The organism is Bacteroides gallinarum DSM 18171 = JCM 13658, from assembly GCF_000374365.1.
GTDB lineage: Bacteria > Bacteroidota > Bacteroidia > Bacteroidales > Bacteroidaceae > Bacteroides > Bacteroides gallinarum.
The window spans coordinates 22,751-37,003 of the sequence record NZ_KB894119.1 but is presented as its reverse complement, the minus strand read 5'-3'; the positions used below and the strand labels follow the sequence as shown (position 1 = coordinate 37,003).

General features: G+C 48.6%; 13 protein-coding genes. All 13 read right to left on the bottom strand.

The annotated features are described in order from the left end of the window. Position 1: 1 nt before the first annotated feature. Positions 2–748, bottom strand: coding sequence for a shikimate dehydrogenase family protein (locus C233_RS0104460; protein ID WP_018666219.1), 747 nt, complete (start codon positions 746–748; stop codon positions 2–4). A 30-nt stretch (positions 749–778) separates the two neighbouring features. After that, positions 779–1,516 carry a bifunctional demethylmenaquinone methyltransferase/2-methoxy-6-polyprenyl-1,4-benzoquinol methylase UbiE gene (ubiE, locus tag C233_RS0104455; protein ID WP_018666218.1) on the bottom strand — a complete coding sequence of 246 codons (738 nt, stop codon included), beginning with the start codon at positions 1,514–1,516 and terminating at the stop codon, positions 779–781. Continuing rightward, on the bottom strand, positions 1,517–2,458 hold the full coding sequence (locus C233_RS0104450) for a phosphoribosylaminoimidazolesuccinocarboxamide synthase (RefSeq protein WP_018666217.1): 942 nt from the start codon (positions 2,456–2,458) through the stop codon (positions 1,517–1,519). Between the two features lie 11 nt (positions 2,459–2,469). Continuing rightward, positions 2,470–3,420: a PhoH family protein gene (locus C233_RS22290; RefSeq protein ID WP_018666216.1), complete on the bottom strand. Its 951-nt coding sequence runs from the start codon at positions 3,418–3,420 to the stop codon at positions 2,470–2,472. 555 nt (positions 3,421–3,975) lie between these two features. Next, positions 3,976–6,045: a DUF4906 domain-containing protein gene (locus C233_RS0104440; RefSeq protein ID WP_244149054.1), complete on the bottom strand. Its 2,070-nt coding sequence runs from the start codon at positions 6,043–6,045 to the stop codon at positions 3,976–3,978. Positions 6,046–6,338: 293 nt separating this feature from the next. Continuing rightward, positions 6,339–7,145, bottom strand: coding sequence for a FimB/Mfa2 family fimbrial subunit (locus tag C233_RS0104435; protein ID WP_018666214.1), 807 nt, complete (start codon positions 7,143–7,145; stop codon positions 6,339–6,341). Between the two features lie 125 nt (positions 7,146–7,270). Beyond that, positions 7,271–8,404 (bottom strand): fimbrial protein, encoded by a 1,134-nt coding sequence (locus C233_RS0104430; protein ID WP_018666213.1) that lies wholly within the window; start codon positions 8,402–8,404, stop codon positions 7,271–7,273. 52 nt (positions 8,405–8,456) lie between these two features. Beyond that, entirely contained in the window at positions 8,457–9,974 is a 1,518-nt protein-coding gene (locus C233_RS0104425; RefSeq protein WP_018666212.1) for a DUF3868 domain-containing protein, read from the bottom strand. Between the two features lie 75 nt (positions 9,975–10,049). After that, complete coding sequence (locus C233_RS0104420; RefSeq protein ID WP_025068610.1) at positions 10,050–10,622, bottom strand: DUF3575 domain-containing protein; 573 nt, start codon at positions 10,620–10,622, stop codon at positions 10,050–10,052. A 20-nt stretch (positions 10,623–10,642) separates the two neighbouring features. Beyond that, a complete protein-coding gene (locus tag C233_RS0104415; RefSeq protein ID WP_025068609.1) occupies positions 10,643–11,017 on the bottom strand; it encodes a hypothetical protein in 375 nt (124 codons plus the stop codon). 478 nt (positions 11,018–11,495) lie between these two features. Next, positions 11,496–12,431, bottom strand: coding sequence for a tyrosine-type recombinase/integrase (locus C233_RS0104405; protein ID WP_018666208.1), 936 nt, complete (start codon positions 12,429–12,431; stop codon positions 11,496–11,498). A 481-nt stretch (positions 12,432–12,912) separates the two neighbouring features. Then, positions 12,913–13,578 (bottom strand): B3/B4 domain-containing protein, encoded by a 666-nt coding sequence (locus tag C233_RS0104400; RefSeq protein WP_018666207.1) that lies wholly within the window; start codon positions 13,576–13,578, stop codon positions 12,913–12,915. Between the two features lie 186 nt (positions 13,579–13,764). Beyond that, positions 13,765–14,220: a DUF6078 family protein gene (locus C233_RS0104395; RefSeq protein ID WP_018666206.1), complete on the bottom strand. Its 456-nt coding sequence runs from the start codon at positions 14,218–14,220 to the stop codon at positions 13,765–13,767. Between the last annotated feature and the right edge of the window lie 33 nt (positions 14,221–14,253).

The following is a 14,253-nucleotide window of genomic DNA, read 5'->3' as shown; positions in this document are numbered from 1 at the left end:
GTTACTTGTTCCAAATCTCCCATGCAGCGAAGGCTTGCAGCAGCAACATCTCGAGGCCGTTCTTTACCACGGCTCCCTGTGCCTTGCCTTTCTTCATGAAGAGCGTTTCATTTGGATTGTATAACAAATCGTAGAGCAAATGGTTGGGAGTAAGCAGCTCATATGGAATATCCGGGCAGAAGTCCACCTTGGGGAACATGCCCACGGGAGTACAGTTCACGATGACCGTATGCTCCGACATCACCTCCGGAGTCAGCTCCTCGTAGGTAAGGTATCTATTGTCCTTTTTGGTACGCGATACGAAAGTACTCTCTATCCCCAGGTTCTCCAGGCCGCGGTGTACGGCTTTGGACGCTCCGCCCGTGCCCAGGATGAGTGCTTTCTTGTGGTGGGGCTGTAACAAGGGTTCGATAGACTGCGTAAACCCGATGATGTCCGAGTTGCATCCTATCAGCTTCACCTTGCCTTTGGGCAGACGGACAATCTTGATAACGTTGACCGCACCGATTTTGGCCGTGTCCTTATCCAGCTCGTCGAGGTAGGGGATAACCTGCTCCTTGTAAGGAATGGTTACATTGAGTCCGCAGAGATTGGGGTTTTCTTCAATCACTTCCATAAAATCCTCGATACGGGGAATCTCGAAGTTCACGTATTCTGCGTCGATGTTCTCTGCTTTGAATTTCTCGTTGAAGTATCCGATAGAAAACGAATGTTTCAGCGGATAACCGATTAAACCGTATTTCTGCATATCCAAGTGTGTTAAAAAGGAAGATAGTGGCTATTTCTTAGCAATGTATAAGGTACATATTCCGAAAGTCAGCCGCTTGAAGCGTACCTCGCCGAAGCCCGCCTTGCGGATAACCCCCTGCATGATTTCACCTTGCGGGAAGGCGCGGATGCTCTGGGGCAGGTAGGTATAGGCGCTGTTGTCTTTCGAGATGCATTTGCCGAGTAGCGGAATGACGGCCTTGGAGTAAACGGTAAAGAGCTGCTTCATCGGGAAACGTTCCGGGGTGGAGAGTTCCAGTATCACGAGATGTCCGCCGGGCTTCAGTACGCGGCATATCTCGGACAGCCCTTTGTCCAGTCCGTCGAAGTTGCGGATGCCGAACGCTACGGTTACGGCATCGAAACTTTCATCGGCAAAAGAGAGGGAGGTACAGTCCTCCCGGACAAAGGAAATCCTGTCCGAGAGGCGTGCCCGTTTTACTTTTTCGCGTCCCACGTTCATCATGCCTTCGGAAATGTCGGTCCCTATCAGCGTATCGGGCTTCAGTTCGCGACAGGCAAGTATGGCGAAGTCGCCGGTTCCGGTCGCCACATCCATGATACGCCGGGGGTGGAAAGGGCGGAGCGCATCGATTGCTTTCCTGCGCCAACTGCGGTCTATACCCATTGACAGGGTATGGTTCAGCTTGTCGTAAGCAGGGGCGATGTTGTCGAACATCTCTTCGACCTGTTCGCTCTTTTTACCGTCTTTGCCGTAAGGCTTGATGTGTTCTTGGGGATAATCCATTTATTTCAGGTATTCCGTTACGTTTTTCTCGATACGTTCCGCGATGTTGTCCGTATCTTCTTTTACGAACTTCTCGCCGGTGATGTGTTCGTACAACTCGATGTAGCGGTCGCTGATAGAAGTAACGATTTCATCCGTCATTTCCGGAACCTGCTGTCCCTCTTTGCCCTGGAAACCGTTGTCCATAAGCCATTCGCGCACGAACTCCTTCGAAAGCTGTTTCTGCGGTTCGCCCTTGGCAAAACGCTCCTCGTAGCCTTCGGAATAGAAGTAGCGGCTGGAGTCCGGCGTATGGATTTCGTCCATTAGGTAGATAGTACCGTTGTGCTTGCCGAATTCGTATTTGGTATCGACGAGAATCAGGCCGCGCTCTGCTGCGATTTCCGTACCGCGTTTGAAGAGAGCCATTGTATATTTCTCCAAAACGGCGTATTCTTCGGGGGTAGCCAGGCCTTTGGCAAGGATTTCCTCCTTGGAAATGTCGGCATCGTGCTCGCCTATTTCAGCTTTCGTGGTCGGCGTGATGATAGGCTCGGGGAACTTCTGGTTCTCCTTCATGCCTTCGGGCAGCTTTACACCGCAGATTTCGCGGACACCGCTCTTATAGGCACGCCATGCGCTGCCGCAGAGATAGCCGCGTACAATCATCTCGATAGGGAAGCCTTCGCACATCACGCCTACCGTTACCATGGGGTCGGGAGTGGCGGTTTTCCAGTTGGGGCAGATGTCGGCGGTAGCATCGAGGAACTTGGCTGCAATCTGGTTCAGCATCTGTCCCTTGAAAGGAATACCTTTCGGCAGTACTACGTCGAATGCCGAAATGCGGTCGGTGGCTACCATGACTAACTTTTCACCGTTGATGTTGTACACATCGCGTACCTTTCCGTGATAGACGCTCTGCTGTCCGGGAAAGTTGAAATCTGTTGCTGTTAATGCTTTCATCTTTGTGATATTTATGAGTTAATGTTTGCTTTGTCGAACTTCTCGTACGCCTCCACAATCCGCGTAACCAGTTTGTGGCGTACGATGTCTTTCTTGTTCAGCTCTACGAAGCTGATGCCTTTCACGCCTTTCAGTATGCGGAGAGCCTGCACCAGTCCGGAGGTTTGCGATTGCGGAAGGTCAATCTGCGTCATGTCTCCCGTTACAATCATTTTGGTGTTCATGCCCATGCGGGTAAGGAACATCTTTATCTGCTGGGTGGTGGTGTTCTGAGCTTCGTCCAGGATTACCACGGCATCGTTCAGCGTGCGTCCGCGCATGAAAGCGAGGGGAGCTATCTGGATGATGTTCAGCTCCATGTACTCTTTCAGCTTGGCGGCGGGTATCATATCCTGCAATGCGTCGTAAAGCGGTTGCAGGTACGGGTCTATCTTGTCCTTCATGTCGCCGGGCAGGAAGCCCAGTTTCTCGCCGGCTTCCACGGCGGGTCGGCTGAGGATTATTTTCTTTATCTCCTTGTTCTTCAGTGCACGTACGGCAAGGGCGATAGCCGTATAGGTCTTGCCCGAACCGGCAGGGCCTATGGCAAACACCATGTCGTTCTTGGCAAAGGCATCCACCAGCTTCAACTGGTTCTCGCTGCGCGGTATAATGGGTTTCCCCGTTACGCTGAACACGATGACGTTGCCGGACTTTTCCGCCTGCGGAGCATTGCCCTTGACGATATCGATGATAACCTCCTCTTTCAGAGAGTTGTATTCGGCACAATACTTTTCGAGCTTGGTGATATTCTCCTCGAATGCGCACATCTCCTCCTCGTCTCCCAGGACTTTGATAACATTGCCGCGGGCAACGATACGGAGTTTAGGATACAAAGCTTTTATCAGTTGCATGTTGGCGTTGTTTACGCCGTAAAAGATAACCGGGTCGATATCCTCGAGAACAATCAGTTTTTCTATCATCGATATGTTTTAAAGTTCAATTCTTTGTTTTTCGGGTAAAACGTTTTGCAAATGTAGTGAAACGTTTGAATACTTGGACGGTTCTGTATGTTATTTTTTTGCAGCCGGCTCTGCTACGCTGCAGTTTCCCCTTTCCTGCATACCTCCTTTATCGTGAGTTTCCCCGCAAAAAAAGAAGAAAACGCGGTAGTATGTCCGGAGAATTAGGAATATGGAATGGCGAAGGCATGAAACTTTCGGATACGTATCAAGTGAAGTAGAACAGACTTTGAAGAATCCGGTCGTCGTATCGGATTTCCGCAGCGGGTTGTAAAACGGGAATCGGATGTATTTGCAAAAGAAAATCAAAGAATAAAGGCATTATGCTCTTTCTTGTCCGATATATTAAAACGCTGATATGGATGTCCGCGGATTATAGACGGAAGATACCGGTGTGGTGATTTCAAAAAATATGTAAGGCTAAATTACTTATATAATAAGATTAGGTTCGTTAAAGTATACAAAAGCTGCATTCCCATTCACATCTTTATAACCATTCGCCTGGACGTATTTTACTTACAAAGATGTTTCTTTAACACAACGTACAGAAAATCCGTTTGCCCGACTATGGCTGCTAACCGGATATACCCACGTAATGTTCGTATTCAAACAAGCCCCTTGTGGCAAATCAGCACTGACGGGGGATGATGACCATGCACATGAACTGGCGCCAACATCACAGATTTGCCCATTAAGACCGTTTCTATAACCAGACGCAGGATAAAAAGCCTGCTCACCTGTATTGCCATTAATATAATAACGACGGCCAAAAACTCCGGTAGAACTTACAAACCCAGAATTATTACCATCCACATAATTTTTCTTATCTTCAGTTGGAGTATTATATAAACTTGCAATACTTATATTGTAGTTACTGTTTTTATCTCCATTTAAAAGAGTGGTTGTAAAATTTGTCCATGTATCTTGAGGAGGCATACACCACCCCGAAGGACAAGGGTCATAGATTGTTTTACCTGTAAACTTAGTATCAAGACGTTTACTACTTGTTTCATTATTAAGGTTACCACCCCACAACCGATTGGAAGCTTTCCATGTCGCAGTCTGACTTGCGGCTGCATAAATCCAGTTGAAAGAATTCTCCTCACCATATAAAATAAAAGTCAACGGATGGTTTATTGAATAGCTGATAATTGACTGCATGGAAGATGAGATAGAATAATTTATGATTTGATAGCTTCCTCCCCTTAGGGTAGCTGCATTCAGTTTGTTTCCGTCTCTATCAAAAACATCTACTGTTTCTGAGTTATTATCAATTCTTCTTTCTCTGTTCTTTGCTGTTGGAAAAGGGTCTTTACGCCCAAATTGATAATACAACCCGAACGTCTTCACAACCTCATCATTGTTGGTAGCAGCACTACTGGCTGCTCCTAAGTCACATGTCATCATGACCAATGTACGCTTTGCCGGCAAAACGTCTGAATAAATTGTACCATTCATTCCACTTCTTGGACTCGTCTTATATGTTTGTGTAGGTATTTCCGCCAAATTAAAATGAGTTTTCCAAATATGCCAGCTCCACAACACATTACCGCTTCCGTCTTTTGCTGCAATCACCGCATTCCCTTCAGCAGTCGGACCGGTTTTGAAATAGATATATCCGTTTTTTAAAATCACTCCTTGAATGATTTTCCCATGCCCATTCGTTTCCCAAACAAGCTCTGCACTTGTAGGACTGATAGCAGCATTCGCGGCTAAAGCACTTCCGGTCGGCGAAATCTGTGCTGTGGTGGCAGCTCCATTCCCTCTCACCGTAGCCTTGAACTTATACCATGTATTTACCTTCTTGGCAAGATAACAATTTGCCGTACCCGCACTGCTCAAATCTTCTGTTCCCGTAAAATCTACAACAACCCTTGTATCTGTTGTCGCAGCGTCATTCAACGTAATATTATATGTATAGCTACCGTTCCGCTTGATATTGAAGTCGCTTGTATTATTCTCGCCAAGATACACTGTCCATGTTACGGCTACAGTACCTACCGAACCATGAATAACCACATAGGTAGCCTTAGCAGGTGCATTGGCGGTAGTTTTATTCTTTTGGACGGAGATAGCTTTAGTTCCCCTGCGGTTCTCAAACATATAAAAAGTCCTGCTCGCCGAAGTCGCTCCGGACGTAGCGATAACTCCACTTTCTTTCCAATGTGTGGCAGTAGCATCCTGAACGGCATCTTCCGATGCGCGGGCTACATAATAGGAACGTGAAGGGATGTCCTTTATAGAATAATTCGTAATGGTAATTCCACTGCTTTCTTTTACATTGATATTTAATACAATCTTTGCGACCATGCGGGTCAATACCAGTTTTGTTGATAAAGTTTGTGTTCCCGCCTTGATATTCACACTTTTCATGCTTCCCGTCATTAGTAGATGAGTGCCTGTACCCAGTTCGTCCCAATTGGTCAGGTTGTACACCAGGCTTTTCAGATAAGACTCCTTATGTATGGAATATCCTTTGAACAAGTCGGCTTTGCCCGTATTGGCAATGGCATAGATAGTACACCCGGCAGCGCTACGGGTATTTACGGTAACCGTAGAACTCCCCGTCTGATATTTCTGGCCAATCAGTTCTCCCGTACTGTTATACACCAGAACATGAAGGTTATCGACCGTACTCTCACTGACAGCCCGGGTAGTAATATCCGCCTGTTCTTCCCCCTGCACTTCCAGCCGGATGATAGCGGGCAGGTTGTCTTCCGCATCCCTCATACCTTCCTCCTCCGGTTGGCAGGAATTACAAACAGCCGTCATAGCCAGTAACATGCCCAGTACGAACAGCACTCTCCGGCAGAACGGAACATCCTCTTGCCGTGTGCGGTACATTCTGTATCCAAATAACCTAATCATACTCCTCCTATTTACATTTCCACATCCTGGCTAACCGTACCCCAGGGAACCACATTTACAACGACCTGAATATCCGCATAGCGGAAGTCGATATCTATATTAGTCTGTTTACCCACAGGAGCATACAAAGGACGGTATTCATTGTCCTCGGTGATAGTCAGCAATTTATCCCCTTTCCGGTAAATGTCAATTTCCAACGGCTTCCCCTCCCCGATAGGGAAGATGTGGAAAGGCGGTGCATAGATGTCCCCTTTAGTGTCGGTAACGGCAGCCGGTTCGTATCCCGCCCCGCTCCCGGCAGCCTCACCCGTAAAATCCATTTCCGTACTGGTGCCGTGTACAATGAAACGGTACGCTTCACCCTTGTAGGGATAGCGTTCGGAAAGATAACGCGTGCGTATGCTGAGGCCCGCTACCATACGCTCCATTACGAGCGTAATATCCGCACCTTCCACGCTACGGGTTTCCGCTTCCCCTATTTCCTTGCGGCAATAGAACAAGTCCGTTAGCGGAAGGTGCGTGCCGTGGGCGTATTGCCGGAGACAAAGCTTTGCATCTTTCAGAGTTGTGCCCGGCGCTATCTCCGTAGTAATCAGGCTATCTTCTTTCAGATTGCCCCAGGCTACCAGCGTGAGCCGTTCTCCCTTGTCCTCGCCAAAGTAGAAGCTGGAGAAGTCATCGGAGGGAATCATCCTGACGAACCCCTGCTCATTAAAAAGGTAAATATCCGATTTCCGCACAGTTCCGCTTCCGGTGAGGTCGTTTCCGTCAGCGTCCACCGCACGGACATGCAGTTCGTAACGGGTACAACCTTCCATATCCTCACGTACGCACGAAACGCAACAGAGGAGAAAAAGAAGAAACAGAAAGACTGGGGAGATTCCGGACACTCGCATAGCTACTACGGATTGGTTTATAATGTCATGTCAGCCTGATATAAATATTACTCGAAAGTCACATTCTGGCTAATGGTCAGTGCCCATTCAGCAACAGTGACCGTGAGTTGCAGGGTGGCGGGGTCTATATCCGTCTTGTCGTCAAGGGCGCCTTCCCCCTTGATAACGGCGGTAAGCACATATTTTGTATTGAAAGCGATGCTACCCTTATCCGTACCTTGTCCTGTAGTAATGGTAGTGTTAGCCTGTTTCTTATTGATGACAATGGGATAATACCGGGTAGCGGCAGCACTGGCCGTACCGCTTCCGTCCGCATCAAACGTTCCTTTAATAATGAGCTTAGTAGGGGTATCTCCGGAAACGTTCGGAAATGTGTAGAAGTAGTAAGGAGTGGTGAGTTCCGTATTGGCCGTATGGCTGGTCACCGCCTCATACAGATATTTGGTTACAGCTTTGCCTTCGTGTCCTCCGTTAATGGGGACGCTGCCCTCCTTTTTCATATTGACGGAACTGTTGGCATTCTTCAGGTAAACTGCATCCACCTTGAACGTTGCATCCTTAAATTGTCCCGCCTTATCAAAAGCGGTCTTGATGCTACTGATAGACACCCTCGCTACAAGGCGGGACAGAGCTATCTCTACCTTCAATTCACCTCCGGCCGTGAAATCCTTTCCGGTGGCACTTCCCAACATCGGCAGGTTGTTGGCTTTTTGCACATCCGTCGCATCACCGGCTCCCGCAGACTTGGTGGTTTCCGAGAGAAGCGCCAGCTTGGATTGGAATTCAGAAAGGTTAGTCACTCCCGCAAAAAGTGCTGATGAGGCGTTGGCTACCACATAGATTGTCTGTCCGTTTCCGGGTTCGCAAAGCATCGTGATTTTCTTGCCGGTTCCGCCTGTCGCGTCCTTGATATCATTGCCCGTAAATTCATGCAGGGCATTGACAGGGTTGCCCGAGGCTCCGGTGAATACAACTACCGTCAGGCGATTAATCTGGGATTCATCAGTGGTAGGCAAGGTCCCCGTAGCGCGGCTGGCAGCAGGTGTGCCCACCAGGGTCAGTTCAAGTTTTGCAGTCTTTTCCTTAGGCTGAGTTAGACTCTCGTTTTCATCGCTGCCGCATGCGGTCAGTGAAAGGGTGGCCGTTGCCAGCACCGCCCATAAGTAATTACTCGTTTTCATATATTATACAGTTTATGGTTATTCTGTATCCTTTGTCCGTATCGCCTGTTTTTTAATGTTCAATTCTCAATTTCTCCAATGCCTTTGCCGCCTGTTCCACTCCGGCGGCGGCAGCCATTGTAAGATACACCTCTGCCTTGTCACGGTTACCTTCGAGCAGGCAGAGGATACCCATATTGTTATAAGCCACCGGAAGGGTGACGAAACGCTCCAGATACCTGCGTGCCTTGGACAGCTCCTTTTTACTCAATGCAACCGCGGCAGCATTGATGTTGGCTTCCGGACTGTCCGGAAACAGCCGGGCTGCAAGGTCAAGGGCGTCATTATATTCGGTGGAACCTGCCGGATAACTTCCGGCTACGGCGAAAAACTCATTCGGTTGCATAGCATGCTGTTTCCCGCTGCGCAGCAACCGGAGGCTTTCGGCTACATCCAGAGGCTTTCGCGTGTATTCTATCCGGTAGTCCACACGCATCACTGCCGGGAATATCTTCTCCGAAAGATACTTGTAAGGCTTGCCGTCGGCAAGCGACATCAGCATACGTTCGCGCCCTTTGGCGATTTCTACATTATCAATAAGGTCGAGGGCGGCATCCTTGAGCATCATATCGCTTTTCCTCACCAGGTTGGTGATAGAGTCCCAGTCTTCCGGAATCCAGTTCACCTCCAGCAGGGCTTTTCCTGCCAGGCGATTCTCACGCAAGTATTCTCTTAGTTTAAGCGTCCGTATCAGGGCATTGGTTTCGTTCTTCTTCAGGTTACCTACCGGGGCTCCATAGCCCGTTATGCGGACTTTAGCCACTTCCGCACCCACCTCTTGGCGCACGTCACGCAGGGCGCTACGTAGACGGTAGTAAATCTCGAAGTTCCGCTTTTCTTCGGAGAGTTCGCCCAGTTGCTTGCCGTCTTTCCGGTATCCTTCCTGTTCGAAGTACGGGATAGACCCTGTTATGCAGTGCAGCGTGTCCTTGTCCGGTGCAGACAGGATGAAATTCACCAGTGAAAGGAAACCGGCATCGGTATCCGCATCCCACGGGGATGTCCTCAGCCCCGGCAGGCGGAGGCCGTCTGCTATCTTATCCTCGTAGTTATCCCCTTTCCGTCCGTGGCAGGCACATTCTTGAGAGCGCAGCAGGAGGACGGCCCGTCCCATCCACTCTTCGTAAGGGATAGAAACCTTATAGGTAAACGTGCGGGAGGTTGTACGGTCGTTGCGTACCACCACCGCCGGGATAGGCGAAGTACGCACCTTGGTGCTACGTTTGCCTGCCGCCAAAGCTTGTGCGCGCTGATACACTTTCTGTTTTTCCGAGCCGTTGATGAGTACGGCGGGGAGCTCCTGTTCGTATTCGCCGTTTTTAAGCACGGGAGTCACGGTCAGGGATTCATCAGAAGGCATTTGCAGGCTTTCGAAGTCTACGGAAAGCTCTACATTCAGGTGTCCGTCAGTCAGCGAAAAATGCTGTCCGGTGACAAACAGTTCTCCCCGATAGAACTCCTGTCCGGAGCAGAAGCTGCATATGGCGAACAGAAGTGCCAGCGTCAAAGGAATACGGATTAAGTTTTTCATGCTCTATGTTTAATTACAGATTACTAATTATAAATCACTTTCAATTTTCATTTCCCGACTCTTTACTTTCATCTCTCAATTTATCAAGTATACCAGCGATACCGCAGCCCGGGTCGGAGCCATAAAGTTCTTATGCCCGTCACCGGTCTGCTCACCGCAATGCAGGCAACGGTAGCGTTCATAGCCTGAGTGTAGGAATCCGATGCCGAGGCTTGTCTCGATGCTCCAATGGGGCGAGAGGATGAAGTGGTAACCGTATGATACGCCAATCCCCAGAAAGTCGCCCTCGTACCTTGAAGAACGGATACCCTTAAATAGTCCCAGCGGGAGTTTCATGCCGCCCACATTATATACTCCGTACATCAGGTGCGCGCCGAAGAAGTGACCGCCGAAGGGCTGACACATCCAATAACGTAGCTCAGGCTGTACGAACCAGTGTTTCCAGCGCTTGTTTCCACCCGCCGGGAAAGGGTTGTAGTGGAAACCGGCTTCCAGCGTGAAACGCCCGGAGAGTTTAACCTCCACGGAAAGGTTGGGCGAGGAAAGCGCTCCGGCCAGCAGGTCGCTTTTTACGGCAAGGGTTTGGGAGTGCAGGTCTGTAAGGCAGAATAGCAGGAACAAGGACAATATAAAAGTCTTTCTTTTCAAAAGTTTCTTGAGGATTACGTTTACAACTCAAACAGCTTTATCTCATGCAGGTATTTCCTTGTAATGTAGTTTACTATCCCGAGTTTCTGCGCGGCTTTTCCGTAACGCATATAAAATTCTTCAGTAGTAGGACGGTTGCAGTTCAGATGTTCGCCTATAGTTTCAAGGATGTCGAGAAGGGAAACTTCGTAAGAACTACGTACGGGACTGTACGACCGTATATTGCGAGGGTTGCCTTGATTGGACAGTTTTATAAGTCTGGCCTTTAGAAGCTTTGACAGCAGGATATCCAGGTCCTGCTCCGTAAGGTGGCAGGCATCCGTACGGGCGGTGCATTCTCTCCCATAGATGTCGTTGAGTACTGCGATAGCAGCTTGTGTTATGGGTGTTATCATGATATTTGTTTGTTTGCTTTTGTCTATCATATGCACCGGCATTACCTTGTAGGTAACGGATACACGCAGATACAATAAGAAACAAGCTCATAAAAGTCCGATATATACAAGAATTTGTACGTACATGCAGCTCATGGCGTACAATTTCCTTTTCCCGTATCAGAATTAGAAAACGGGTGGGGGAACTTATATACGAATTCGTACATGCAGAGGCTGATTATCATTAACTTCATCAATTATCGGTTCGCCCAATCTGTACACAAAAAAGAGAAACTTGTAGAATTTGCAGCATTTGTGCTCTAATGTAAATCGTCAGTTAATAAATCCCCATGTAAACAGGCAAATAAAACACCTTTCTTTTGGAAGTTAGAAATATATTCTCTACTTTTACGCCATAATCACATCTCCGTTACCTACAAGGTAATATCTTCTCATTGCACTATATATCAGCAATTTATATCTATGCCGATGTATTAGGTCATCCATTGAAGATGTAATTCATTATAACCTTATTCGCCTGTTCTATCCGACTATTTCCAAACTCTTTCATATATCCTTCGGTGGTGGTTACGGAAGCATGTCCCAGCCCTTCGGAAATGACCTCGATAGGAATGTGGCAATACTTACCTACCGTAGCCCATGTATGGCGGGCACTGTACGAAGTCACTTTGCCCTGTACTTTCTTCCATTGGGCAAGTGCACGCAGCCTGCTGTTAAGCAGGCGTAATGTCCGCTGATAATCCTTGTAAGCGGCCATTCCCTCCAGATTTCCATTCAGAAAACAAAGCAGGTAGGGTGAGGTGTCGTCCCGATTCCGGTAGCGCTCCAGCAACTGCATAGTACGGTTATCCACACGGGCAGAAAGCGGCATGCCCGTCTTCCGGCGGCGCAGGGTCAGATAGCCGTTCTTTAAATCGGACTTCCGCAGGTGGGCAAGGTCCACAAAGGGCATACCGTGAAAACGGAACATCAGTTCCAGGCATGTGCGTGCCCACGCCATGCTGGGAGAGGTGATGTCGGGCTCTTTTTCCACCAGCAGTTTCTGCATATCGGCCCGTTCCAACACACGACGGTGGTCTGCTTTGCGCCCGGTGAACACGCCACGGAACTGGTAGGGGATGAAAGCCGCCAGTTTACGGACCACAGCCCGGTTATAAACCGCTTGGAGCATACGCATATAGGTGGAAATGGTATTCCACGCCAAGCCTTTCTCTCCCTTATGAAGCAGGTAATTCTCATAAGCTTTCAACCACAAAGGCGTAATATCGGATAGGGACAACCTTTCACTATCGAAAGCCATTACAGACCGCAGTACGCTACCGCATACATGGGCGGTGCCGTACTGCCCGTTACTTTCGAGTTCGGCGATTACCGAACTCATAAAATCGTTTAAATAGACTGTTTTCATAATCATTCATTTTCTTCGCACGTTATGCACGCGCATATATTACGTTGCAAACAGGATGCAAAGGCAAATGTTTCATTACAACACTATCTTTAGCCACCGCCTTCATATTTTGCCGGAGATATTAATTAGACAGGTATTCGCGCCAAAAGTAGGAGGAGGAAGTGCCCGAAAAGTATGTTTGCCACAGATATCATTGATAGGGTGGAAATCGAGGGATTATTGCCGGAGAACCGCATGAAGTGAATATTCTTCTGCAAGGTCTTCTTATTTTACGGCAGGAATGGATATTGTTCGGGCAGGCATAAGACAAGATGTTAGAAAGCATGTGAGGATAGTAGCTGCCGGTGTCTTAGCCGTTATTATAAGGTTTGTTCTTTTGTAACGGTAAGATACGGCTTTTTACCGAAATGTGCAATAGCAAAAGGGGCTGTCCCGCTACTTCCCGGACAGTCCCTTTGTGCATAAAAAAGAGTTTTGAGACGCCCTTTTATTCGAAATAGAGTACGGTTCCTCCGTCGGAAGCGGCATATTTCCGTAGGAGTTCCTGTATCATTCCGGCGGCCTCCGCCAGCCCGTCGCTTCCGCTGTAACCGTTTACAACGGCAAGGATGCGGCGGGTTCCCAAGTCCATTTTAGTACGTTCGTTGTCGCTGGTGGGAGTACCTATGCCTCCTGTCCGGTCGCGGTAAACCGGAAGTCCTTCGATGTTCAGCACTCCGCGTCCGATGCCCTCGAAAGGTTCTTCCGCACGTCCGATGCCGAGCTCGAGGTCGTTTCCCTGTATCTTGTCCGCATCGAAGCCGCCTATGGAATATCCGGTACGGAGCGAAACGAGATTGATGAGGTCTACCAGCGTATCGATTCGGTAAAGTTCCAACCCCCGCATGAGGCGGCGGCGTAGTGCCTCGGACGAGGGACGGTAGCGGCTCGGGTCTTTTCCGCAACGCTTGTAGGCTTCGCGGGTTGCTGCAATGGCGGGTTGCAGTTTGATGTCGTCCGGCTGCGTGGTCGTTGTCAGTTCATGTGTAAAGGCGTCTATTTCGTCCCAAAGTTCCTTGCAGAAAGCGGTATTGGTAACTTCTGCATATACGGCCGCCCCTTTAAAGGCAGGGCAGGCTCTCTTTATTTCTTCCGATACGGTAATGTTGTACATGATGTTCTTCGTTATGTTTGGTACGCTTCGAGGATACCGATAGTCCAATGCAATTAAACTGGGGATTTATTACTGATAAACCGGTAGTTTATTAGTAATAAATAGGCAGTTTATTACAGATAAACTATGATAAACTCGTAAGGTATTGATTTATAATGAACTGTATTTTTCTTACGGATGCGGCTTTTACCACTCGTACGCTTCTTCGAAGCTGTCGTATACGGGCTGTATGTCCGGGCACAGCCGCTGGAATACGGCGGCAATCTGCCTCTGCTCGTCGGGCGAGATGAGTCTTTCTCCTTTGCGGCTGCTGAAATAGTAGCTGCGGCACGTAAAACAGCGCTGTACCTTCTTTCTCACTTCGCTCACTACTTTGTTGGGCACTTCGTCGTACATCTGCGACATACCGCGGGCGTACTGTTTAAATGCGGAGCTGCGGTAAAAGGTGCAGCCGTCCTTGCCCTTCAGCGTGGCGATGTAGCGCGGGTCTATGGAACTTATCACGGGGCTCCGGTTTCGGGATGCTTCCAGGGGAAGTTCCGCTATCAGCGCGTGCAGGCATCCTTTGCGTTGCGGACACTGCTTGTCCGTGGCAAAGCAATAGGCATATTCATAAGGCATATTTACCGGAATCGATTCCATGTCGTTTTGTTCTATTAAAGTTTGTATATATAA